The 23,903-nt window shown below is 67.2% G+C and carries 21 protein-coding genes; 16 read left to right on the top strand and 5 right to left on the bottom strand.

Translation table 11 applies throughout. The features are described from left to right. Window positions 1-172: 172 nt before the first annotated feature. Together dnaK and dnaJ are read left to right on the top strand one after the other, a co-directional pair. Complete coding sequence (gene dnaK, locus MUU56_RS27265; protein ID WP_064332092.1) at window positions 173-2,089, top strand: molecular chaperone DnaK; 1,917 nt, start codon at window positions 173-175, stop codon at window positions 2,087-2,089. Window positions 2,090-2,330: 241 nt separating this feature from the next. After that, window positions 2,331-3,461, top strand: coding sequence for a molecular chaperone DnaJ (gene dnaJ, locus MUU56_RS27260; RefSeq protein ID WP_244770413.1), 1,131 nt, complete (start codon window positions 2,331-2,333; stop codon window positions 3,459-3,461). Between the two features lie 181 nt (window positions 3,462-3,642). Here the strand turns inward: dnaJ and MUU56_RS27255 are convergent, their stop codons facing one another. Further along, a complete protein-coding gene (locus tag MUU56_RS27255; RefSeq protein ID WP_244770412.1) occupies window positions 3,643-4,317 on the bottom strand; it encodes an HAD-IA family hydrolase in 675 nt (224 codons plus the stop codon). Window positions 4,318-4,708: 391 nt separating this feature from the next. On the opposite strand from MUU56_RS27255, the gene recF reads away from it, so the two are divergent. Together recF and moeB are read left to right on the top strand one after the other, a co-directional pair. After that, complete coding sequence (gene recF / locus MUU56_RS27250; protein ID WP_244770411.1) at window positions 4,709-5,833, top strand: DNA replication/repair protein RecF; 1,125 nt, start codon at window positions 4,709-4,711, stop codon at window positions 5,831-5,833. Continuing rightward, window positions 5,830-6,603, top strand: coding sequence for a molybdopterin-synthase adenylyltransferase MoeB (moeB, locus tag MUU56_RS27245; protein WP_244770410.1), 774 nt, complete (start codon window positions 5,830-5,832; stop codon window positions 6,601-6,603). Before recF ends, moeB begins: the two co-directional genes overlap by 4 nt. Before the next feature lie 181 nt (window positions 6,604-6,784). Here moeB and MUU56_RS27240 read toward each other — a convergent pair whose 3' ends face one another. Next, the gene (locus MUU56_RS27240; RefSeq protein ID WP_244770409.1) at window positions 6,785-7,789 is read right to left on the bottom strand and encodes a 2-hydroxyacid dehydrogenase; all 1,005 of its coding nucleotides are present in this window, start codon (window positions 7,787-7,789) and stop codon (window positions 6,785-6,787) included. A gap of 180 nt (window positions 7,790-7,969) precedes the next feature. Here MUU56_RS27240 and MUU56_RS27235 point away from each other — a divergent pair, with 180 nt between their 5' ends. Next, on the top strand, window positions 7,970-8,509 hold the full coding sequence (locus MUU56_RS27235) for an SH3 domain-containing protein (protein ID WP_244770408.1): 540 nt from the start codon (window positions 7,970-7,972) through the stop codon (window positions 8,507-8,509). Here the strand turns inward: MUU56_RS27235 and MUU56_RS27230 are convergent. Together MUU56_RS27230 and efp are read right to left on the bottom strand one after the other, a co-directional pair. After that, window positions 8,502-9,494 (bottom strand): adenosine kinase, encoded by a 993-nt coding sequence (locus tag MUU56_RS27230; RefSeq protein ID WP_244770407.1) that lies wholly within the window; start codon window positions 9,492-9,494, stop codon window positions 8,502-8,504. The two genes, MUU56_RS27235 and MUU56_RS27230, sit on opposite strands and share 8 nt — an antisense overlap. A 278-nt stretch (window positions 9,495-9,772) precedes the next feature. Beyond that, window positions 9,773-10,342, bottom strand: coding sequence for an elongation factor P (gene efp, locus MUU56_RS27225; RefSeq protein ID WP_064332100.1), 570 nt, complete (start codon window positions 10,340-10,342; stop codon window positions 9,773-9,775). 161 nt (window positions 10,343-10,503) lie between these two features. On the opposite strand from efp, the gene epmA reads away from it, so the two are divergent. The 4 genes from epmA to MUU56_RS27205 all read left to right on the top strand — a co-directional run bounded on the left by epmA (window position 10,504) and on the right by MUU56_RS27205 (window position 14,636). Beyond that, window positions 10,504-11,559, top strand: coding sequence for an EF-P lysine aminoacylase EpmA (epmA, locus tag MUU56_RS27220; protein WP_244770406.1), 1,056 nt, complete (start codon window positions 10,504-10,506; stop codon window positions 11,557-11,559). After that, complete coding sequence (locus tag MUU56_RS27215) at window positions 11,556-12,617, top strand: lysine-2,3-aminomutase-like protein (RefSeq protein ID WP_244770405.1); 1,062 nt, start codon at window positions 11,556-11,558, stop codon at window positions 12,615-12,617. The genes epmA and MUU56_RS27215 overlap by 4 nt, the downstream gene beginning before the upstream one ends. 229 nt (window positions 12,618-12,846) lie before the next feature. Further along, the gene (locus tag MUU56_RS27210) at window positions 12,847-13,551 is read left to right on the top strand and encodes a GntR family transcriptional regulator (RefSeq protein ID WP_244770404.1); all 705 of its coding nucleotides are present in this window, start codon (window positions 12,847-12,849) and stop codon (window positions 13,549-13,551) included. Between the two features lie 122 nt (window positions 13,552-13,673). After that, entirely contained in the window at window positions 13,674-14,636 is a 963-nt protein-coding gene (locus MUU56_RS27205) for a dihydrodipicolinate synthase family protein (protein ID WP_244770403.1), read from the top strand. A 278-nt stretch (window positions 14,637-14,914) separates the two neighbouring features. On the opposite strand, the gene MUU56_RS27200 is transcribed toward MUU56_RS27205, so the two are convergent. After that, the gene (locus MUU56_RS27200) at window positions 14,915-15,952 is read right to left on the bottom strand and encodes an Ldh family oxidoreductase (protein WP_244770402.1); all 1,038 of its coding nucleotides are present in this window, start codon (window positions 15,950-15,952) and stop codon (window positions 14,915-14,917) included. Between the two features lie 149 nt (window positions 15,953-16,101). On the opposite strand from MUU56_RS27200, the gene MUU56_RS27195 reads away from it, so the two are divergent. From MUU56_RS27195 to lhpI, 7 genes are all read left to right on the top strand, one after another. Next, window positions 16,102-17,619, top strand: a complete 1,518-nt coding sequence (locus MUU56_RS27195) for an aldehyde dehydrogenase (NADP(+)) (RefSeq protein ID WP_244770401.1) — start codon at window positions 16,102-16,104, stop codon at window positions 17,617-17,619. A 178-nt stretch (window positions 17,620-17,797) separates the two neighbouring features. After that, entirely contained in the window at window positions 17,798-18,607 is an 810-nt protein-coding gene (locus tag MUU56_RS27190; protein WP_064332107.1) for an ABC transporter substrate-binding protein, read from the top strand. 65 nt (window positions 18,608-18,672) lie between these two features. Beyond that, a complete protein-coding gene (locus tag MUU56_RS27185) occupies window positions 18,673-19,338 on the top strand; it encodes an amino acid ABC transporter permease (protein WP_244770400.1) in 666 nt (221 codons plus the stop codon). A gap of 12 nt (window positions 19,339-19,350) precedes the next feature. Beyond that, window positions 19,351-20,001 carry an amino acid ABC transporter permease gene (locus tag MUU56_RS27180; RefSeq protein ID WP_244770399.1) on the top strand — a complete coding sequence of 217 codons (651 nt, stop codon included), beginning with the start codon at window positions 19,351-19,353 and terminating at the stop codon, window positions 19,999-20,001. Beyond that, window positions 19,994-20,716 carry an amino acid ABC transporter ATP-binding protein gene (locus tag MUU56_RS27175; protein WP_244770398.1) on the top strand — a complete coding sequence of 241 codons (723 nt, stop codon included), beginning with the start codon at window positions 19,994-19,996 and terminating at the stop codon, window positions 20,714-20,716. The genes MUU56_RS27180 and MUU56_RS27175 overlap by 8 nt, the downstream gene beginning before the upstream one ends. A gap of 7 nt (window positions 20,717-20,723) precedes the next feature. Continuing rightward, a complete protein-coding gene (locus MUU56_RS27170; protein WP_244770397.1) occupies window positions 20,724-21,974 on the top strand; it encodes an NAD(P)/FAD-dependent oxidoreductase in 1,251 nt (416 codons plus the stop codon). A 204-nt stretch (window positions 21,975-22,178) separates the two neighbouring features. Further along, entirely contained in the window at window positions 22,179-23,861 is a 1,683-nt protein-coding gene (lhpI, locus tag MUU56_RS27165) for a cis-3-hydroxy-L-proline dehydratase (RefSeq protein ID WP_244770396.1), read from the top strand. Window positions 23,862-23,903 lie beyond the last annotated feature (42 nt).

Below are 23,903 nucleotides of genomic sequence, written 5' to 3'. Positions count from 1 at the left end.
GCTGATTTTGCGAGCTTTGCGGCCCGGCAATGTCTTGCAGTCGTCTGGAGGGCTCCTTATATACGCCGCAAGGCAGGGCTGCGGCCCATGCTTTCGTGAAGACCATACCATTAGGGGCTGCCAATCGAATGCCTGAATGGGTTCCGGCAGTTCGCTTCAAGGAGAGAATGACATGGCTAAAGTAATCGGTATCGACCTCGGGACGACCAATTCCTGCGTCGCCGTCATGGATGGCAAGGACGCGAAAGTTATCGAAAATGCCGAAGGCGCGCGCACGACGCCTTCCATGGTCGCCTTCACCGAAGACGGTGAGCGGCTGACCGGCCAGCCGGCCAAGCGCCAGGCGGTCACCAACCCGGAAAACACCCTCTTCGCCGTCAAGCGCCTCATCGGCCGCCGCTACGACGATAAGCTCGTCGAGAAGGACAAGGGTCTCGTTCCCTACAAGATCGTCAAGGGCGACAATGGCGATGCCTGGGTCGATGCCCGCGGCAAGGGCTATTCCCCCTCGCAGATCTCCGCGATGATCCTGCAGAAGATGAAGGAAACCGCCGAATCCTATCTCGGCGAGACCGTCACCCAGGCCGTCATCACGGTTCCGGCCTACTTCAACGACGCGCAGCGCCAGGCGACCAAGGATGCCGGCAAGATCGCGGGTCTTGAAGTGCTGCGCATCATCAACGAGCCGACGGCCGCCGCGCTCGCCTACGGCCTCGACAAGAAGGACGGCAAGACCATCGCCGTCTACGACCTTGGCGGCGGCACGTTCGACATCTCGGTGCTGGAAATCGGCGACGGCGTCTTCGAGGTGAAGTCGACGAACGGCGACACCTTCCTCGGCGGTGAAGACTTCGACATGCGTCTGGTCAACTACCTCGCCGACGAGTTCAAGAAGGACCAGGGCGTCGACCTGAAGAACGACAAGCTCGCCCTTCAGCGCCTCAAGGAAGCCGCCGAGAAGGCCAAGATCGAGCTCTCGTCCTCGCAGCAGACCGAGATCAACCTGCCGTTCATCACGGCGGATGCGACCGGTCCGAAGCACCTGACGATGAAGCTGACCCGCGCCAAGTTCGAGGCGCTCGTCGATGACCTCATCCAGCGCACCGTCGCGCCCTGCAAGGCAGCCCTCAAGGATGCCGGCGTTTCGGCGGCCGAGATCGACGAGGTCGTTCTCGTCGGCGGCATGAGCCGCATGCCGAAGGTGCAGGAAACCGTCAAGCAGCTGTTCGGCAAGGAGCCGCACAAGGGCGTCAACCCGGATGAAGTGGTCGCCATGGGCGCCGCCATCCAGGCCGGCGTTCTGCAGGGCGACGTCAAGGACGTCCTCCTCCTCGACGTGACCCCGCTGTCTCTCGGCATCGAAACGCTGGGCGGCGTCTTCACCCGTCTGATCGAGCGCAACACGACGATCCCGACGAAGAAGAGCCAGACCTTCTCGACCGCCGAGGACAACCAGTCGGCCGTGACCATCCGCGTCTCGCAGGGCGAGCGTGAAATGGCCGCCGACAACAAGCTGCTCGGCCAGTTCGACCTCGTCGGCATTCCGCCGGCCCCGCGCGGCATGCCGCAGATCGAAGTCACCTTCGACATCGACGCCAATGGCATCGTGCAGGTCTCGGCCAAGGACAAGGGCACCGGCAAGGAGCACCAGATCCGCATCCAGGCCTCCGGCGGTCTTTCCGACGCCGACATCGAGAAGATGGTCAAGGACGCCGAGGCCAATGCCGAGGCCGACAAGAAGCGCCGCGAGGGCGTCGAGGCGAAGAACCAGGCCGAAAGCCTGATCCACTCCTCGGAAAAGTCGCTGAAGGAATATGGCGACAAGGTTTCCGAGGCCGACCGCAAGGCCATCGAGGACGCCATCGCCGCGCTGAAGACCGCCGTCGAGGCTTCCGAGCCCGATGCGGACGACATCAAGGCGAAGACCAACACGCTCATGGAAGTCTCCATGAAGCTCGGTCAGGCGATCTACGAGGCCCAGCAGGCCGAGGAGAACGCTTCTTCTGCCTCGGGCGAGGCCGGCGACAATGTCGTCGATGCCGACTACGAGGAAGTCAAGGACGAGGACGACCGCAAGAAGTCGGCCTGAGCCTCCTGAACTGCCGGCCGCGCTCTCTCGCGGCCGGTGCAACGGATAGCGAGAAGGCGGAAGTCAGCGCGAAGGGAAAAAGACAAGATGATCACTCCCGTTTACCGCGGCGACGATGTCTTGGCTTTTCCTTCGCTCCGGCTTCCGCCTTTTGCATGCGCGCTTTTCAGGCATGCAGGCTAAGGCAAGCTTCCAGGTCCATAACAAGAAGACCGTTCCCACGAAACGGACGTGAACCCGAATGGCAAAAGCTGATTTTTACGAGACGCTGGGTGTTTCCAAGAGCGCCGACGAGAAGGAGCTGAAGAGCGCCTTCCGCAAGATGGCGATGAAGTACCACCCGGACAAGAATCCGGGCGATGCCTCCGCCGAGCAGAAGTTCAAGGACGTCAACGAGGCGTATGACACGCTCAAGGACCCGCAGAAGCGCGCGGCCTATGACCGTTACGGCCATGCGGCCTTCGAGCAGGGCGGCATGGGCGGCGGCTTCGGCGGCGGCGGTTTCCAGGGCGGTGGCTTCTCCGACATCTTCGAGGACATTTTCGGCGAGATGATGGGTGGCGGGCGCCAGCGGCGCTCGGCCGGCGGCCGCGAACGCGGCGGCGACCTGCGCTACAACATGGAGATCTCGCTGGAAGAGGCCTATGCCGGCAAGACGGCGCAGATCCGCGTGCCGACGTCGATCACCTGCGACGTCTGTTCCGGGTCCGGCGCCAAGCCCGGCACCAGCCCGAAGACCTGCGCCACCTGCCAGGGCTCCGGCCGCGTGCGCGCCGCACAGGGCTTCTTCTCGATCGAGCGCACCTGCCCGACCTGCCATGGCCGCGGCCAGACGATCAGCGATCCCTGCACCAAGTGCCACGGCCATGGCCGCGTCACGGAAGAGCGCTCGCTGTCGGTCAACATCCCGGCCGGCATCGAGGACGGCACGCGCATCCGGCTCTCCGGCGAGGGCGAGGCGGGCGTGCGCGGGGGGCCTGCGGGCGATCTCTACATCTTCCTGTCGGTGAAGCCGCATGAATTCTACCAGCGCGACGGGGCGGACCTCTACTGCACCGTGCCCATCTCCATGACGACGGCGGCGCTCGGCGGCACCTTCGACGTGGCGACGCTCGACGGCACCAAGTCACGCGTCTCGGTGCCCGAGGGCACCCAGGCCGGCCGCCAGTTTCGCCTCAAGGGCAAGGGCATGCCGGTGCTGCGCTCCACGCAGGTCGGCGATCTCTACATCCAGATCCAGATCGAGACGCCGCAGAAGCTGACCAAGCGCCAGCGCGAGCTGCTCAAGGAATTCGAGGAAATCTCCTCGAAGGACAACAACCCGGAATCCGCCGGCTTCTTCGCGCGGATGAAGGAGTTCTTCGAGGGCTGACCGCGCTCTCGAACAAACATCGCCCCAAGCTCTCCGTCATCCTCGGGCTTGGCCCGAGGATCCATTTTTCAATGGGTTATGGGCGGCCATGACAAAGGGGAGCTTGGCGGATTTGTCAGCAGCCGGAAGCCGGGATGGAGACATCCCGGCTTTCCTGTTTCGTGAAACGGGAGCCTGCGTGTCAGCCCGCCGCCCGCAGCAGCGTCAACCGGCCGTCCGCATCGGCTTGCGTGGTGATGCCCTCGTAGCTCTGCAGCGTCGGATGGCCGGTCTCGATGGGGTGATGGTGCGTCGCGGTCATCACCACGACATGGGCGCCGGCGCCCTCGCCGGCAAGAATGCCCGCCGGCACGTCCTCGAAGACGAGGCAATCGGCCGGGTCGAAGCCGAGCCGCTCGGCGCCCAGCCGGTAGCCGTCCGGTGCCGGCTTGCCGCGCGTCACGTCGTCGGCCGTCACGATGACCGCGGGCAGCGGAATGCCGGCGGCGGCGAGGCGGCGATGGGCGAGCGCCACCGGCGCCGAGGTGACGATGCCCCAGCGGCCGGCCGGCAGGGCGGAAAGGAAGGCGATCGCGCCCGGGATCGGCAGCACGCCCTCGACATCCTCCATCTCCTCGCGCTCGACCTCCTTGGCCTCGGCGACGGGATCGACGCCCGGCAGGCCGAGCCGCGTGATCGTGTCGATGCCGCGCACGCCATGCATGGTCGGCAGGAAGGTCGCCACGTCCAGCCCGTGCTTCAGCGCCCAACGCGTCCAGACGCGCTCGGTGGCCGGAATGGAGTTGATGATCGTGCCGTCCATGTCGAAGAGGAAGGCGGAGAACGAACGGTCGAAGACGGGACGGGAAGAGGACAAGGCGGAGGACCTGCGGGCTGGGAGGGGTAGGATGCAAGGCATGGCGGGAGGTTCTGGCTTTACCTGCTCCGCATCATGCAGGCAACCGGCCCGGCGCCGCCAGGGGCTCATCTTCCCGCTAGCGTAGCGCGATCGGCTGCAAAGATCCCTCTGCCTGCCGGCATCTCTCCCCAAGAGCCATCGCCTATGGAAGCAAGCCGCTGCCACATTCCCTTCTCCCCGCGAGGAGAAGGGGAGAGCGGCAGGGCCGAACTCCATATGCGATAGTCTGCCCCTGCGGGCCGGGGCGGCTTGTGCGGCGCCCGGCGCCTGCCCATCTTTCTGTTGTTGCCCGATTTATGCGCCGCAGGGTGATTCCCCTTGGCGGCAAAATGCTCTAGCTCTCACCCCCATGCCGCACAAGGTTTCCCTTTCCCGCCTCAAGCTCACGGATTTCCGCAACTATGCGGGCCTGTCGCTGCCGCTCGACGGCCGGCATGTCGTGCTGACGGGGCAGAACGGTGCGGGCAAGACCAATCTGATGGAGGCCGTCTCCCTGCTTTCGCCGGGCCGGGGCCTGCGCCGCGCGCCCTATGGCGATGTCGTGCGCGCCGGCGCGAGCGGCGGCTTTTCCGTCTTCGCCACGCTCGACGGCATGATGGGCGAGGTCGACATCGGCACGGGCACCGAGGGCGGCGACGAGGGCCAGGCGCGAAAACTCCGGCTGAACGGCACGCCCGCCCGCACCGTCGACGAACTGCTCGATCATCTGCGCGTCGTCTGGCTGACGCCGTCCATGGACGGCCTCTTCACCGGTCCCTCCGCCGATCGCCGCCGTTTCCTCGACCGGCTGGTGCTGTCGCTCGATCCCGAGCACGGCCGCCGGGCGGCGGATTTCGAGAAGGCGATGCGCGGCCGCAACCGGCTGCTCTCCGAGCCGCGGCCAGATCCCGCCTGGCTGACGGCGCTGGAGCGGCAGATGGCCGAGCTCGGCATCGCCATGGCGCATGCCCGCCACGAGCTCGTCGGCCTCCTCTCCGGCCTCGTGGAGGCGGCGCGCGACGACGGGCCGTTCCCCTCGGCTACCATGCGCCTTTCCGGCTTCCTCGACGGGGAATGGCAGCGCCCGGCCTACGAGATCGAGGACATCTATCTCGGCATGCTGCAGGACGGCCGCTACCGGGACGCCGCCGCCGGCCGCACGCTGGACGGCCCGCACCGCGCCGATCTCATGATCCGCCATCGCGAGAAGGACATGGAGGCCGAGCGCTGCTCGACGGGCGAGCAGAAGGCACTGCTCGTCGGCCTCATCCTCGCCCATGCCGGCCTCGTCGGGGGCATGACCGGCCATGCGCCGGTGCTGCTGCTCGACGAGATCGCCGCCCATCTCGATGAAGGTCGCAGGGCCGCGCTGTTCGACCGGGTCGATGCGCTTGGCGGCCAGGCCTTCATGACCGGCACCGACCGGTCGATGTTCGACGCGCTCGGCGAGCGCGCGCAGTTCCTCACCGTCTCGCATGGAGGCATCGTGCCATGACCGATCCGCTCAGCCCCGAAGAGATCGACCGCTACCGCCGGCATATCGTGCTCGCCGAGATCGGCGGCGCGGGCCAGCAGAAGCTGAAGCAGGCGCATGTGCTGATCGTCGGCGCCGGCGGCCTCGGCGCGCCGGTCATCCAGTATCTCGCCGCCGCCGGCATCGGCCATATCGGCGTTCTCGACGACGACACGGTCTCCCTCTCCAACCTCCAGCGCCAGGTGATCCACGACACGGCCGGCCTCGGCACGCCGAAGATCGCGAGCGCCGAGGCCGCCGTCGCCCGCCTCAACCCGCATGTCGCCTTCACCGGCATCGCCGAGCGGCTGACGGCCGGAACGGCCGCGCGCCTTCTTGCCGGCTACGACCTCCTCGTCGACGGTTCGGACAATTTCGACACGCGCTATGCCTCTGCCGATGCGGCGGAGGCTGCGCGCATTCCGCTCGTCACCGGCGCCGTCGGCCGCTTCGACGGTTCGCTGACCGTGCTGAAACCCTATGAGGCCGGGCCGGACGGCACGCTTCACCCCGGCTACCGTGACCTCTTCCCCACGGCCCCACCGCCCGGCGTCGTTCCGGCCTGCGCCGAAGCCGGCATCGTCGGCGCGCTGACCGGCGTCGTCGGCACGCTGATGGCGATGGAGGTGATCAAGCTCGTCACGGGCGCCGGCGACCCGCTGGTCGGGCGGCTGCTGCTTTACGACGGGCTGGCGGCGCGGTTCGAAACGCTGAAATACAGGCGGCGGAAGGGGAGTAGCGCTCGTTCCTGAGAGCCGGGTTGCCACCCCCCTCTGCCCTGCCGGGCATCTCCCCTCAAGGGGGGAGATTGGATGGAGCAACGTTTCGCCTATCTCAGGCGCTGCTGATCGAGCGAGGTTCCTGCTTCTGGCCGATCTCCCCCCTTGAGGGGGAGATGCCCGGCAGGGCAGAGGGGGGCTCAGCCCGCGTCGATCACACCCGGTTCGGCAGCACGCGGTCCGGCGGGCGGTGGCCGTCGAAGAAGGTGCGGATGTTGATGACGACCTTCTCGCCCATGTCGACGCGGCTTTCGAGCGTCGCCGAGCTCATGTGCGGCAGGAGCACGACCTTGCCCTCGGCGGCGAGCTTCAGGAGCTTCGGGTTGACCGAAGGCTCGTTCTCGAAGACGTCGAGGCCGGCGCCGGCCATCTTGCCTTCGCGCAGGCACTTGATCAGCGCCGTCTCGTCGATGATGCCGCCGCGCGCTGTGTTGACGATATAGCTCGTCGGCTGCATCAGCTCGAGCCGGCGGGCCGACAGAAGGTGATAGGTCGCCGGCGTCGAGGGGCAGTTGACCGAGACGATGTCGACGCGCGCCAGCATCTGGTCGAGGCTGTCCCAATAGGTCGCCTCCAGCGCGTCCTCCGTGTCCGGGCGCACGCGGTGGCGGTTGTGGTAGTGGATGGAGAGGCCGAAGGCCTTGGCGCGGCGGGCGACGGCGGTGCCGATGCGCCCCATGCCGACGATGCCGAGGCGCTTGCCCCAGATGCGTCGGCCGAGCATCCAGGTCGGCGACCAGCCGGCCCATTCGCCCCTGCGGTCCGTCAGGATGCGCGCCCCTTCCGCCAGCCGGCGGGGGACGGCGAGGATCAGCGCCATCGTCATGTCGGCCGTGTCCTCGGTGAGAACGTTCGGCGTGTTGGTGACGGTGATGCCGCGCCGTGCCGCCGCCTCCACGTCGACATTGTCGACGCCGTTGGAGAAGCAGGCGATCAGCTTCAGTTGCGGGCCGGCCTGCTCGATGAGCGCGGCGTCGATCCGGTCCGTCAGCGTCGGCACCAGAACGTCGGCCGATTTGACAGCGGCGACGAGCTCGGGCTGGCTGCGCGGCGTGTCGTCGATGTTGAGCTCCGCGTCGAACAGTTCGCGCATCCGGGTCTCCACAACCTCGGGCAGGCGGCGGGTGATGTAGACCTTCGGTTTTTTCTTCTGGGTCATGGGCTGTTCCGGCGTCCTGTTGACGGGTCCTTAACCAAGTTGGGCAAGGATTGCTTCATCAGGGGCATTTTCTACCAGACCCGGTCGCGAAGACAATCCGCCCTCTTTGGCGTTCCTGCGATTTGCCAATTTGCGCCGGTTCGGCAGCGTCATGCCCTCTCCAATCTGTGCGGATCGTCCATGCGTCACCTTGTCCTGCGTCTCAGCCTTGCCGCCCTTGCGGGCCTCCTCGTCTCCGTTGCCGGCGTCCAGTTCGCCCATGCCCAGGCGGCCAAGGGGCCGAGCGGCCTGCCGCTGCCCCGCTTCGTCAGCCTCAAGGCGAAAAGCGTCAACCTGCGCGTCGGGCCCAGCGTCGATTATGCCGTCGCCTGGCGCTATCTCAAATCCGGCGTGCCGGTCGAGATCATCCAGGAATACGATAACTGGCGCCGCATCCGCGACGCGGATGGCACGGAGGGCTGGGTCAACCAGGCGCTGCTCTCCGGCGAGCGCACCGCCGTCACCGCGCCATGGATGCGCGGCAAGGGCGAGGGCATCTTCGTCAACATGCGACGCGAGGCGATGTCGAACTCGACGGTCATCGCGAAGATCCAGCCCGGCGTCGTCATCAAGGTCGGCGAATGCAACGGCGACTGGTGCCGCGCCGAAGCGGACGGCACGGCCGGATGGGTCTCGCAGAACGAGATCTGGGGCGCCTATCCGGGCGAGGCCTTCAAGTAAGGCCGGCCTTCCTGGCCTCTTCCGCCAGCGAGAGCAGCGGGCGGGGGCCGACCTGCTGGATGACGAGGCCGGCGGCAAGGCTGCCGAGCCGGCCGCAATCGGCCAGCGACCGCCCGGCCGTATAACCGTAGAGGAAGCCGGCGGCGTAGAGATCGCCCGCGCCCGTCGTGTCGACGACGCTCGGAATGCTGATCGCCTCCACCCTGGTGCGTTCGCCGCCGGTCAGGATGACCGAGCCTTCCTCGCTCATCGTCACCACCGCCAGCCGGCAATCCTTAGCGATGCGCGACAGCGCCTCCTCGAAATCCTCGGTCTCGTAGAGCGCCAGGGCTTCGGCCTTGTTGGCGAAGACGATGTCGATCGTGCCGGAGCGCATGAGGTCGAGGAACTCGTCGCGGTAGCGGTGCACGCAGAAGCTGTCCGACAGCGTCATCGACATTTCCCGGCCGTTCGCATGGGCGATGCGGGCGCAGTCGCGGATCGCGTCCTTGGCGCGCGGCGGATCCCAGAGATAGCCTTCGAAATAGGTGACCTTGGCCTCGGCGACGACGCTTTCCTCCACGTCTTCCGGCCCGAGTTCCACGCAGGCGCCGAGATAGGTGTTCATCGAGCGCTCGCCATCGGGCGTGACGAAGATCATCGAGCGGGCGGTCGGCGGCGGGCCGGCCAGCGGCTTGGTCTCGAAATGCACGCCCTGGGCGCGGATGTCGTGGATGAAGATCTCGCCGAGCTGGTCGTGCGCCACCTTGCCGAAATAGGCGGCCCTGCCGCCGAAGCTGGCGACGCCCGAGGCGGTGTTGCCGGCACTGCCGCCCGAGGCCTCGAGCGCGGGGCCCATGCGGGAATAGAGCAGTTCGGCCCGTTCGGCATCGATGAGGTTCATCGCGCCCTTGATGATGCCGTTGTCCGTGATGAAGTTCTCGTCGCAGCGCGCGATGATATCGACGATGGCATTGCCGACCGTCAGCACGTCGAATTTGGTCATGCGAAAGTTCCGTCTCCGTTGGGTGAGAGCCGGGAGTCGGTCTTAACGGTTTTTCCGGAAACTGGAAGGAAAAAAGCCGCCTGCCGGAAACGGCGCGGCGGCTTGGATTGTTGGCGAAGTCCGCCAAGCCTCTCTTTCGTCATGGTCGGGCCTGATGCGACCACCCATCCACCGGCACACCGTGGATTGTGGATCCTCGGGTCGAGCCCGAGGATGACGGAGGGCTTGGTGCAGGGCGTGCATCGACCCCGATCGCCCGCCGCTTCCCGCAAAACCGGTCAGTCCTTGGCGCGTTCCACGTAGGAACCGTCTTCCGTCGCGATGACGACGCGCGTGCCGGCGGTGATATGCGGCGGCACCAGCGTGCGCACGCCGTTCGACAGGATCGCCGGCTTGTAGGAGGACGAGGCCGTCTGGCCCTTGACGACCGGTTCGGTCTCGACGATCTCGAGCGTGACGTGGCGCGGCAGGTCGATGGCGATGGCGACGCCCTCATGCACCGACAGGATGACCGTCATGCCCTCCTGGAGATAGGCCTTCAGGTCGCCGATGTCCTCGTGGGACATGGTCAGCTGGTCGTAGGTCTCCGGGTTCATGAAATGGTAGCCGTCACCATCCTCGTAGAGGAAGTTGTGCTCGCGGTCTTCCACGAAGGCGCGCTCGACCTGTTCGGTCGTGCGGTAGCGTTCGGAAACCTTCACGCCGTCGGAGATACGGCGCATGTCGATCTGCGTGACAGGCGTGCCCTTGCCCGGGTGGAAGTTCTGCGCCGTCAGCACGACATAGAGCTTGCCTTCGACCTCGAGGACGTTGCCCTTGCGGACGGAAGAGGCGATGATCTTTACCATAAGTCTTCCTTGTAACTGAATGGATCGCGGCGTAGAGGACCGCCGTGAGACGCCTTCCCCAAGTGCCGAAAATGTGTTTTCGGGGCCGCAACTACCCTATATTCCGGCAAAACACCAGTCTGTCCGCCGGCAAGCGCGAAGAAACCTGTCATAGAGACGCCATGAGCCCGAAGCCCTCGCCCTGGTGGACGCCCGATGTCCATGCCGACCGCCGGCCGTTCCTCCTGGCGCGAAACCGCATCCAGGCGGCGTTGCGCGGCTGGTTCGCCGCGCGCGATTTCATCGAGGTCGACACCGCGACGCTGCAGGTCTCACCCGGCAACGAGGCGCATCTGCACGCCTTCGAGACCGCCGCGATCGGCCATTCCGGCGCAAGGACGCCGCTCTACCTGCACACCTCGCCGGAATTCGCCTGCAAGAAGCTGCTGACGGCGGGGGAAAGGCGCATCGCCTGCTTCGCCCATGTCTATCGCAACCGCGAGCGCGGGCCGCTGCACCACCCGGAATTCACCATGCTGGAATGGTATCGTGCGGGCGAGGCCTATGACGTGCTGATGGAGGATTGCGCGGAGATCCTCGCGCTGGCCGCCGGGGTGACGGGGGCCGCGATGCTTGCCTACCGCGGCGCGACCTGCGATCCGGCCTTGCCGCCCGAGCGGCTGACGGTGGCGGAGGCCTTCCGATGCCATGCCGGCATCGACCTCCTCGGCTCGATCGATCCCGACGGCGCGACGGACCGCGCGCGCCTTGCCGCATCCCTGCGGGCGGCCGGCCTGCGCGTGGCGGAGGACGACACCTGGGCCGACCTCTTCAGCCGCGTGCTGGTGGAAAAGGTGGAGCCGCAGCTCGGTTTCGGCCGCGCCACCATCCTGTGCGAATATCCGACCGCGGAGGCCGCGCTCGCCCGCCCGGCGGCACGGGACCGGCGCGTCGCCGAGCGCTTCGAGCTCTATGCCTGCGGGGTGGAGCTGGCCAATGCCTTCGGCGAATTGACCGATGCGGGCGAGCAGCGCCGGCGCTTCGAGCTGGAAATGGCGGAAAAGGCCCGCGTCTATGGCGAGACCTATCCGCTCGACGAGGATTTCCTCGCCGCGCTCGCCCATATGCCCGAGGCCAGCGGCATCGCGCTCGGCTTCGACCGGCTGGTCATGCTGGCGACGGGCGCCGCGCGCATCGACCAGGTGATCTGGGCGCCGGTCGCGGAGACCGCGCCATGACGGCGGCGCGCAGCCTGACGACGGTGGCCGAGCTGGTCGAGGCCGGCCTCGTTCCCGAGGCGCGACGGGCGGGCGCGGCGGCGGTCGCCGCGCGCTATGCCGTCGCCGTCACGCCGTCGCTCGTCGCGCTGATCGATCCGGCCGATCCGAACGATCCGGTCGCCCGCCAGTTCGTGCCCGATGCCGCGGAGCTCGTGACCCTGCCGGAGGAGCGCGCCGACCCGATCGGCGACCTCGCGCACAGCCCCGTCGAGGGCATCGTGCACCGCTATCCCGATCGCGTCCTCCTGAAGGCCGTGCATGTCTGCCCGGTCTATTGCCGCTTCTGCTTCCGCCGCGAGATGGTCGGGCCGGAAGGGCTCGGCACCCTCTCCGCCCAGGCGCTCGACGCGGCGATCACCTATATCGCGGCCCGGCCGGCGATCTGGGAGGTGATCCTGACCGGCGGCGACCCGCTCGTGCTCTCGCCGCGCCGGCTGCAGGCGATCCTGGAACGGCTTGCCGCCATCCCCCATGTGAAGATCGTGCGGTTCCACAGCCGCGTGCCCGTCGTCGATCCGGCGCGGGTGGATGCCGCGCTGATCGCGGCGCTGAAGACCTCCGGCAAGACGACCTATGTGGCGCTGCATGCCAACCACCCGCGCGAATTCACGGCCGAGGCCCGCGCCGCCATCGCCCGCATCGTCGATGCCGGCCTGGTGATGGTCAGCCAGACGGTGCTGCTGAAGGGCGTCAACGACGATGCGGCGGTGCTGGCCGACCTGATGCGCACCTTCGTCGAGAACCGGGTCAAGCCCTATTACCTGCACCATCCCGACCTGGCGCCCGGCACCGCGCATTTCCGCCTGACGCTTGCCGAGGGCAGGGCGCTGGTCGAAAGCCTGCGCGGCCGCGTCTCCGGCCTCTGCCAGCCGGCCTATATCCTCGACATTCCCGGCGGGCACGGCAAGGTGCGGGCGGATTCGGCGGCGGTCGAAGAGGCGGACGACGGCTGTTTCCGCCTTCGCGATTTCCGCGGGGAAACGCATCTCTATCCGCCGCGGCAGGACGAGACGTAGCGCCGGCGCGAGCGGCCTGCACGGGACGGAAGCGCCCGTCAGGACAAAGGAGCGGCTTGTCGTGCGGGGCTTTCAAACGCGTTTTTTCATCTTTGTGCGCGGCAGGCGCCGGATTTCGCGGAATCCCGGCCCCTGGAGACTTGACGACAGTTTCGTCAAAATGCCCACTTTAAACGATTGATAGCACTGCCGGACAACTGTATTTCTTTTGTCGACAAGAGGATTTTCGATGACCGATACCGATTCCAGTTCCCTGCCCGAACGCAAGCGCGGCTCCGGCGTGAAGATGGTCTATGACCTCCTGCGCGACGAGATCCTCGACCTGAAGCTCGCCCCCGGCAGCCCGATCGACGAGGTGCAGCTTGCCGAGCGGTTCAAGATGTCGCGCACGCCGATCCGCGAGGCCCTGGTGCGGCTGGCCGGCGAGGGACTGATCGAGACCCTGCCGAACCGCTCGACCATGGTCTCGAACATCGACTTCCTCAACCTGCACACCTTCTTCGACGCGCTGGTGCTGATGTACCGCGTGACGACGCGGCTTGCGGCGCAGGCGCACCGTCCGGAGGACCTCGCCGTCATCAGGGGCTTCCACGAGGACTATGCGGCGGCACTCGAGGCGCGCGACGCCCTGAAGATGATCGCCACCAATGCCGCCTTCCATGCCGCCATCGCCGAGGCGGGGCGCAACCCCTATTTCACCAGCCTGTTCCGCCGGCTGCTCGACGAGGGACGGCGCATCCTGCAGCTCTACTACCAGTCCTACGACGAACAGTTCCCCCGGCGCTTCGTGGACGAACATGCCGCGATCATCGCCGCCATCGCGGCGCGCGACATCGAGGAGGCGGACCGGCTCGGCAAAGCCCATGCCGAGGCGATCGTTGCTCAGGTGCAGAAGCTGTTCAGCCGCAACGACAGGCTCGACATCACGCTCTGACGGAATTTGTATTTTTCTTGTCGACAAATAAAATACAAGATGCTATACCCGTCCTCAGAGAGGGGAAAGGCCCCGTGCCATGTGCCGGCCGCCCATCCGACGAACCGCCAAAGGAGACCGACATGAAGGCCAAGATTTTTTCCGGTGTCATTCCCGCCCTGATGACCCCCTGCAAGGACGACCGCACGCCGGATTTCGACCAGCTGGTGCGCAAGGGCAGGGAACTCATCGAAAAGGGCATGTCGGCCGTCGTCTATTGCGGCTCGATGGGTGACTGGCCGCTTTTGACCGACGAGCAGCGCATGGAAGGCGTCGAGCGCCTCGTCAAGGCGGGCATCCCGGTCATCGTCGGCACCGGCGCCGTCAACACCACCTCGGCCGTCGCCCATGCCGCGCATGCCCAGAAGGTCGGCGCGCAGGGCCTCATGGTCATCCCGCGCGTGCTCTCCCGCGGTTCCGTCGTCGCGGCCCAGAAGAACCATTTCAAGGCGATCCTCTCGGCCGCCCCGGACCTGCCGGCCGTCATCTACAACAGCCCCTATTACGGCTTCGCCACCCGGGCCGACCTGTTCTTCGCGCTGCGCGAGGACCACAAGAACCTCGTGGGCTTCAAGGAATTCGGCGGCGCGGCCGACATGCGCTATGCGGCCGAGAACATCACCAGCCGCGACGATGACGTCTCGCTGATGATCGGCGTCGATACCTGCGTCTTCACCGGCTTCGTCGATTGCGGCGCCGTCGGCGCGATCACCGGCATCGGCTGCGTGCTGCCCAAGGAAGTGCTCCACATGTGCAATCTCGCCCAGGCCGCCGCCAAGGGCGACCCGGATGCCCGCGCCCGCGCGCTGGAGCTGGAATCGGCGCTCGCCGTGCTCTCCTCCTTCGACGAAGGCCCGGACCTCGTCCTCTACTTCAAGCACATGATGGTGCTGAAGGGCGACAAGGAATACACGCTGCACTTCAACGAGACCGACGCGCTCTCCGACAGCCAGCGCGGCTATGTCGAGACCCAGCTGAAGCTGTTCGACACCTGGTATGCCGAGTGGAGCAAGCTGCCGGGCGCCGTGCAGACCTACAAGGCGTAAGGTTTGACGCCTTCTCGCAACAGGAAAGGCCCTCCGCAAGGAGGGCCTTTTGTTTTGGCGGCGATGATCGACCGCTCCTCCCGCACTCTACCCTCCGCACTCTGCCCTCTCCTTCGTCATCCTCGGGCTTGACCCGAGGATCCACCTTCCCGCTACGTCCTCGCTGTGGAATGGATCCTCGGGTCAAGCCCGAGGATGACGACGGTGGGTGGAGTGGATATGCGTTAATGCGCCAGAGCCGCGAGACTATTCGCCGGCTAATGAAAAGAGCGACGCGATCAGGAGATCGCATCCAGCCCCTTCTCCAGCAGGCGGTCGAGCTGCTCGATCTCGGCGGCGGTGAGCGTGACACCGTCCGCCTCGGATTTCCTGCGCGCCACGAAGCGGCGCTGCGAGGGCAGGCGGGCGCCCTGGCCGACGATGGCCTCGAACAGCACTTCGGCGCGGGCGAAGGGATCGCCGGGCCGGCCGGCGGAGAAGGACTCCGGCGACATCGCGATGATCAGCTCGCCATGGAAGGGCGCAAGCGTCGTGGTGCCGAGATAGTCGAGCACTTCCGGGCTCGTCAGGTCGCCGATCATGATGCCGGCGAGCAGTTCGATCATCGTGCCGATGGCCGAGCCCTTGTGGCCGCCGAAGGGCAGCATGGCGCCGGCGAGCGCGGCTTCCGGGTCGGTGGTCGGGTTGCCCTCGGCGTCGATCGCCCAGCCCTCGGGCAGCTGTTTGCCGGCGCGGCGGTGCAGCTCGATCTCGCCGCGGGCGGCGACCGAGGTGGCGAAGTCGAAGACATAGGGCGCATCGCCCTTGCGCGGCCAGCCGAAGGCGAAGGGATTGGTGCCGAGCAGCGGCCTGTTGCCGCCGGTGGGCGCGACGGTGGCATAGCTCGGGCACATGACGAGGCCGGCAAGGCCTTCTTTGGTCACGGCCTCCACTTCCGGCCAGAGGGCGGAGAAATGCGTGCAGTCGTTGATGACGAGCGCGGCAAGGCCGAGCGTGCGGGCGCGGGCGGCAAGAACCGGCACGCCGAGTTCGAAGGCCGGGTTGGCAAAGCCGCCGCCGGCATTGACCTTGACGATGGCCGAGCCCTCGTTGGCATCCAGCACCGGCACGGCGTCCGGCTTGACCTTTCCGGCCTTGACGGTGCGCAGCGCACCCTCGATACGGTAGATGCCGTGCGACTTGCAGGCGTCGCGCTCCCCGGCGACGATGACGCGGGCGAGCGCGCCGGCCTGCACGGCATTGAGGCCGGCCTTGCGGAAGATCGCTTCCACCCGTTCGTGAAGGGCGGCAATCGTCAGGGTGGAGGTCTGCGTCATCTTTGGTCTCTTCCGCTTTTGCCGACCGGGGCAGGTTGGCGATTGATCATTTGCATACATAGAGTATACAAGATTTCGACAAGTGCAATTCGCCCAGCAAGAGTCTATGTCAGGGGCGAATCCCTCTTCCCGTGAGAAAGGTACGTCTAATGGCTTTCACTCCCAACGGTAAACATCTCGTCGCAGGCGAATGGCTTGATGGAAACGGCACCTTCACCTCCTCGCCCGCCCATGGCCCGGCGCACGACTTTGCCGTCGGCACGGTGGATCTGGTGAACAAGGCCGCGGAAGCCGCCGAAGACGCCTTCCTCAGCTACGGCTATTCCTCCCGCGCGACACGCGCCGCGTTCCTGCGCGCCATCGCGGACGAGATCGAGGCCCGGGCGGAGGCCATCACCGAGATCGGCACGCAGGAGACCGGCCTGCCGGTCGCGCGCCTGCAGGGCGAGCGCGGCCGCACCACCGGCCAGCTCCGCCTCTTCGCCGATCATATCGAGAAGGGCGACTATCTCGACCGCCGCTTCGACGCGGCCCTTCCCGACCGCCAGCCGGCGCCGCGCCCCGAAATCCGCCTGATCCAGCGGCCGATCGGCCCGGTCGCCGTCTTCGGCGCCTCCAACTTCCCGCTCGCCTTCTCCACTGCCGGCGGTGATACGGCCGCCGCGCTTGCCGCCGGTTGCCCCGTCGTCGTCAAGGGCCACTCGGCCCATCCGGGCACGGGCGAGATCATCGCCGAGGCCATCGAGGCTGCCATCAGGAAGACCGGCGTGCATCCCGGCGTCTTCTCGCTCATCCAGGGCGGCAACCGCCAGGTCGGCGAGGCGCTGGTGCAGCATCCGCTGATCAAGGCCGTCGGCTTCACCGGCTCGCTCGCCGGCGGCCGCGCCCTCTTCAACCTGTGCGCCGCCCGCCCGGAGCCGATCCCGTTCTTCGGCGAGCTCGGCTCGGTCAACCCGATGTTCCTGCTGCCGCAGGCCATGAAGGTGCGCGCGGAAGGCCTCGGCCAGGGCTGGGCGGGCTCGCTCACCATGGGCGCCGGCCAGTTCTGCACCAATCCGGGCATCGCCATCGTCGCCGACGGCGCGGATGCCGACCGTTTCACCGCCGCCGCCGTGGAAGCGCTCGGCAAGGTCGGCCCGCAGACCATGCTGACCGACGGCATCGCCAAGGCCTACCAGGACGGCCAGGCGCGCTTTGCAAGCCGCAACACCGTCAAGCCGCTGCTGACGACGGAATCCACCGGCCGCAACGCGCTGCCGAACCTCTTCGAGATCTCCGGCGAACAGTTCCTCGCCGACCACGCGCTTTCGGAAGAGGTCTTCGGCCCGCTCGGCCTCGTCGTGCGCGTTTCCTCGGTCGACGAGATGGAGAGGCTCGCCCGCAATTTCGAAGGCCAGCTGACGGCGACCATCCACATGGATGAAGGCGACCTTGCCGATGCCAGGCGCCTGCGCCCTGTCCTCGAACGCAAGGCCGGCCGCGTGCTCGTCAACGGCTTCCCGACCGGCGTCGAGGTGGTGGATTCCATGGTGCATGGCGGCCCCTATCCGGCCTCCACGAACTTCGGCGCCACCAGTGTCGGCACCATGTCGATCCGCCGCTTCCTGCGCCCGGTCTCCTACCAGAACATGCCGGAAGGCCTGCTGCCGGAAGACTTCCTGAACTGATTCAATATCCTAGCGCTCCTGACGGCCGGGCTTCCCGTGAGGAAGCCCGGCCGTCATATTTTCTCCTTCCAGGTATATACTTTTTGTATATTAGTTGTATTTTAGTAGCGGTTTACAGTCTCGGCGCAGGACGGACCTTCGCCGCGTGAATCGACAGACCAATCCAGGGAGAGAGTTTATGAAGAAGACCTCGGTCCTCGCCTTCGGCCTCGTGGCCGCCACCGCTCTGACCAGCCCGGCCAAGGCCGACAAGCTGGACGACATCATCTCGTCCGGCACGCTGCGCTGCGCCGTCGTTCTCGACTTCCCGCCGATGGGCGCGCGCGACGAGAACAACAACCCGATCGGTTTCGACGTCGACTACTGCAACGACCTGGCCAAGGCCCTCGGCGTCACCGCCGAGATCGTCGAAACGCCCTTCCCGGAGCGCATCCCGGCGCTGATGTCCGGCCGCGTCGATGTCGGCGTCGCCTCGACCTCCGACACGCTGGAGCGTGCCAAGACCGTCGGCATGTCGATCCCCTACTTCGCCTTCGAGATGGCCGTGACGGCCAACGACAAGTCGGGCATCAAGTCCTTCGAGGACATGAAGGGCAAGACCGTCGGCGCCACCGCCGGCACGTTCGAGGCCATCGCGCTCGAAAACTCGGTCAAGGAATGGGGCGCCGGCGAGTTCCGTCCGTACCAGACCCAGGCCGACGTCTTCCTCGCGCTGAGCCAGGGCCAGATCGACGCCACGGTCTCCACCTCGACGGTCGCCCAGTCCAACGTCAAGAGCGGCAAGTTCGCCGGCATCTCCGTCGTCGGCAAGGCGCCCTATGACATCGACTATGTCGCGCTCTTCACCAACCGCGAAGAATACGGCCTGATCAACTACCTGAACCTCTTCGTCAACCAGCAGGTTCGCACCGGCCGCTATAAGGAACTCTACGAGAAGTGGGTCGGCGGCGACGTGCCGGACCTCTCGGTCGGCGGCGTCTACCGCTAAGAGCCGTTTCCAAGGCGGCGCGGGACATCCCGCGCCGTCCATCGTTTCCGAAGGGTGAGACGGCAATGTTCAGTTACACTTTCCATTGGAACCAGGCGCTGAAGGCGTTGCCCCAGATGCTGGACGGCGCGCTGGTCACGCTCCAGATCGCGCTGCTCTCCATGGCCATCGGCCTTGCCGTCGCCCTGGCGCTGACGCTCTTCCGGCTGTCCGGCAACCGCATCCTCGGCGGCTTCGCCACCGCCTGGGTCGAGATCGCGCGCAACACGCCGGCCCTCTTCCAGATCTACATGGCCCATTTCGGCCTCGGCAGTTTCGGCATCCACCTCAGCCCCTATGCGGCGCTCCTGGCCGGCATCGCCTTCAACAATGCCGGCTATCTCGCGGAAAACTTCCGCGGCGCGCTGAAGGCGATCCCCGAGACGCAGACCCGCGCCGGCCGCTCGCTCGGCATGACCTCGCTGCAGGCCTTCCGCTATATCGTCATGCCGCAGATGCTGCGCGTCGCCTTCCTGCCCGCCACCAACCAGATGGTCTGGGCGATCCTGATGACGTCGCTCGGCGTCACCGTCGGCATGAACACCGATCTTGCCGGCATCACCCAGGAGCTGAACGCCCGCTCGTTCCGCACCTTCGAATTCTTCGCGATCGCGGCGGTCATCTACTACCTGATCGCCAAGGCCGTGACGCTTGCAGCCCGCGTGCTCGCGGCGCGCATGTTCCGCTACTGAGAGGGGTAAGCCATGTTCGATACCGCTCTCACCCTTGCCGATCTCGGCTTCCTCGCCAAGGGCGCGGCCATGACGCTCGCCGTCACCGCCGTCTCCGTCCTCGCGGGCACCGTGCTCGGCATCCTCTTCGGCGTCATCCGCAACCAGGCCGGCCCCTACTGGTCGATGCCGCTCACCTTCCTGCTCGACATCTTCCGCTCCGTGCCGCTGCTCATCCAGCTCGTGCTCGGCAATGCGCTGCAGTCGATCATGAAGCTCGGCTGGGCGCCGTTCACCACCTCCTGCGTGGTGCTGTCGCTCTATACGGCGGCCTATTGCACCGAGATCGTGCGCGGCGGCATCTCCTCCGTGCCGGCCACCACGCGCCGCGCGGCCCGCTCGCTGGGCATGACCTGGTGGCAGGACATGCGCTACATCGTGGCCCCGCTCGCCACGCGGGTCTCGCTGCCCGCCTGGATCGGCCTGACGCTCGGCGTCATGAAGGATTCGGCGCTCGTGCTCTGGCTCGGCCTCATCGAGCTCCTGCGTGCCTCGCAGATCCTCGTCACGCGCCTGCAGGAGCCGCTGTTCATCCTGCTCATCTGCGGCGCCATCTACTTCATCATCAGCTTCCCCATCGCCCGGCTCGGCGGTTCTCTCGAAAGACGGTGGTCCAATGATTGAGATCGAAAACGTCCGCAAATCCTTCGGCCAGCTCGAAGTCCTGAAGGGAATCAACCTCACCGTGGAGAAGGGCGAGGTGCTGACCATCATCGGCGGCTCGGGCTCGGGCAAGTCGACGCTGCTCACCTGCATCAACGGGCTGGAGACCATCGACGGCGGGCGCATCGTCGTCGACGGCACCGACGTGCATGCCAAGGGCACGGACCTCAACAAGCTGCGCCGCAAGCTCGGCATCGTCTTCCAGCAGTTCAACGCCTTCCCGCACCTGACCGTGCTCGAAAACGTCATGCTGGCCCCCGTCAAGGTCCTGGGCCAGTCGAAGGCCGAGGCCGAGGCGATGGCCGTCAGGCAGCTCACCCATGTCGGCCTCGGCGACAAGCTGAAAGTCTATCCGAGCCGCATGTCCGGCGGCCAGCAGCAGCGCATGGCGATCGCCCGGGCGCTTGCCATGTCGCCGGCCTACATGCTGTTCGACGAGGTGACCTCGGCGCTCGATCCGCAGCTCGTCGGCGAAGTGCTCGACACGCTGCGCATGCTCGCCTCCGAGGGCATGACGATGATCTGCGTCACGCACGAAATGAAGTTCGCCCGCGAGGTCTCCGACCGTGTCGCCTTCTTCCACAAGGGCGTGATGGCCGAGATCGCCCCGCCGGAAGCGCTGTTCGGCGCGCCGAAGGATGCCGACCTGAAAACCTTCCTCGCTGCGACGCACTGAGGCGATGATGAAGACTGGAATCGAACCGGGCGTCGTCGTCATCGGCGCCGGCGTGGTCGGCCTTTCCGCGGCCATTGCCGCCCAGGCCCGCGGCCTCGCCGTCACCGTGCTCGAACGCGAAGCCCCCGCCGCCGGCGCTTCCGCCGGCAATGCCGGCGCCTTCGCCTTCACCGACATCCTGCCGCTCGCCTCGCCCGGCATCCTCAGGAAGGCGCCGAAATGGCTGCTCGACCCGCTCGGGCCGCTTTCCGTGCCGCCGTCCTACGCGCTGCAGATCGCCCCCTGGATGTTCCGCTTCTGGCGCGCCTGCTCGGCACGCCGCGTCGCCCATTCCACCGCCGCGCAGACCGCGCTGATGGACCTTTCCAGGGCCGAGCTGGAGCCCTTCCTCGGCGCGACCGGCACGCTTGCCATGCTACGCAAGGAGGGCAATCTTCAGGTCTATGAAAGCCGGGCCGAGCTGAACGCCTCGCTGCCGGGCTGGAGGGCCCGCGAAGCGCACGGCATCGAATTCCGCCACATGGATGCCGCCGAAATGGTCGCGATCCAGCCCGGCCTCGCCCCGCGCTTCACGCACGGCACCTTCACGCCCGGCTGGTATTCCATCGCGGACCCGAAACTCTACACGCTGGCGCTCGCCGATCATTTTCGCGCGAAGGGCGGCAGGATCGAGCGTGCCGAGGTCTCTGGCCTCAGGCCCGTCGAGGGCGGCGTCGAGATCGCGACGGCGGATGGCGGGACGCGGCGCGTGGAAAAGGTCGTGCTCGCGGCCGGCGCCTTCTCGCACCAGGTCGCCCGCACGCTCGGCGAGAGCATCCCGCTCGAGACCGAGCGCGGCTACAACACGACCCTGCCGCCCGGCGCCTTCGACCTCAGGACGCAGGTCACCTTCGGCGGCCACGGCTTCGTCGTGACCCGGCTGTCGACCGGCATCCGCGTCGGCGGCGCGGTGGAACTCGGCGGGCTGAAGCTGCCGCCGAACTTCCGCAGGTCCGAGGCCATGCTGGAAAAGGCGAAAGCCTTCCTGCCCGGCCTGAAGCCGGCGGGCGGCGTGCAGTGGATGGGGTTCCGCCCCTCGCTGCCCGACAGCCTGCCCGCCATCGGCCGCGCCCGCGCCACGCCCGATATCGTCTACGCCTTCGGTCACGGCCATCTCGGCCTCACCCAGTCCGCCGGCACGGCGCGGCTCGTCGCCGACCTCGTGACCGGCCGGCCGGCGGCGATCGACATCGCGCCCTTCTCGCCGCAGCGTTTCTAGGCGACTGCGCCGGAGCGGTATCGCTTCGGCGCGGGAAAACACTATCCTGGAGCAATCCGGCGCGCCGGATGTCACCGGACCTGCTCCAGGCCGTGCCCGCGTCCCTCGGGATCGCGGGCGCCCATACCTTGGTTTTCGCGCGTTTCCGGCAAGCGCGCGCCGCCTATCCTTGATGGAACCACCCAGCAGCACAGGACCCGTCCCATGGCCGACCTCTCCGCCCGCAGCCTCCTTTCCGGCGCCGCCGCCGGCCCGGTCATCGCGACGGGCGAGGCGCTGAGCTTCTGGGGCGGCGTCGATCCCGCCACCGGCCGGGTCATCGACGTGCACCACCCGCTGCATGGCGTCACGATCACCGGCGGCATCCTGATGATGCCGTCGAGCCGCGGCTCGTGCACCGGCTCCGGCGTCCTGCTCGACCTTGCCCTCACCGGCCGCGCCCCCGCCGCCCTCGTCTTCAGCGAGGCGGAGGACGTCCTGACCCTCGGCGCCCTGATCGCCGCCGAGATGTTCGGAAAATCCCTGCCGGTCCTGCGCCTCTCGCAGGCGGCCTTCGATGCCCTCTGTCGCGCCGGGACCGCACGGATCGGCGAAACCGCCATCGAGGCTGACGGCCTCACGATCCCCGTCGCCCCGCCCGCCACCGCCGCGCTCGATCTGACGGAAGACGACCGCGCCATGCTGGACGGCCGCGACGGCATCGCCGTTGCGCTCGCCATGCGCATCACCACGGCCATGGCGGCCCAGCAGGGCGCGCGCGAACTCGTCGACGTCGTGCAGGGCCATATCGACGGCTGCATCTATGCCAGCCCCGCCAACCTCACCTTCGCGGAAACGATGGCGGAGATGGGCGCGAAGGTCCGCGTGCCGACCACGATGAACGCCATCTCCGTCGACCGTGCCAACTGGCAGGCGCAGGGCGTGCCGCCGTCCTTCGGCGATCCCGCCGCCCGCCTCGCCGATGCCTATGTCCGCATGGGCTGCCGCCCGACCTTCACCTGTTCGCCCTATCTGCTGGACAGCGCGCCGAAGACCGGCGAGGCCATCGCCTGGGCCGAATCCAATGCCGTGATCTTCGCCAACACCGTACTCGGCGCCCGCACGGCGAAGCACCCCGATTTCCTCGACCTGTGCATCGCGCTCACCGGCCGCGCGCCGCTGTCCGGCGTCTATCTCGACGAGCACCGCAAGGCGCGCCGCGTCATCGACGTCGATCTGCCTGAGGGGATCGACGATGCCTTCTGGCCGCTCATCGGCTACCTTGCCGGCCGTGCCGCGCCCGACCGCATCCCGCTGCTGCGCGGCCTTGCCGCGGCAAGGCCGACGCGGGACGACCTCAAGGCCCTCTGCGCCGCCTTCGGCACCACCTCCGCCGCGCCCATGCTGCACATCGAGGGCGTGACGCCCGAGGCGGACGGCGCGGCCTTGCCCGCGGCCGACCGGGTGACGATCACCCGCGCCGACATGGTCGAGGTCTGGACGATGTTCAACGAAGGCCCGGCCGAGGTCGAGCTCGTCGCCATCGGCAGCCCGCATGCCTCGCTCTCGGAATGCGCGGCCCTCGCCGATGCCCTCGCCGGCCGCAGGTGCCACGCGGACGTCGCCGTGATCGTCACCGCCGGCCTCGACGTGATGGCGGAAGCCGGGGATACCGTTGCCCGGCTGAGGGCAGGCGGCGTCCAGGTCCTGCCCGACCTCTGCTGGTGCTCGATCTCCGAACCGGTCTTCCCGCCCAAGACCCGCACGCTCCTCACCAATTCCGGCAAATACGCCCATTACGGCCCGGGCCTTTCCGGCCGCACCGTCCGCTTCGGCAACCTCTCCGACTGTATCGAAGCCGCCCTGACCGGCCGCGTCCCCCCACGCCTGCCCGCCTGGCTTTCCTGACCGCAGGACGACAATGCCCGCCGGAGTTTGCCGGGCGGGCGT

It is taken from the genome of Shinella yambaruensis (genome assembly GCF_022899355.1).
Lineage (GTDB): Bacteria > Pseudomonadota > Alphaproteobacteria > Rhizobiales > Rhizobiaceae > Shinella > Shinella yambaruensis.
This window is presented reverse-complemented; position numbering and strand designations above follow the sequence as displayed.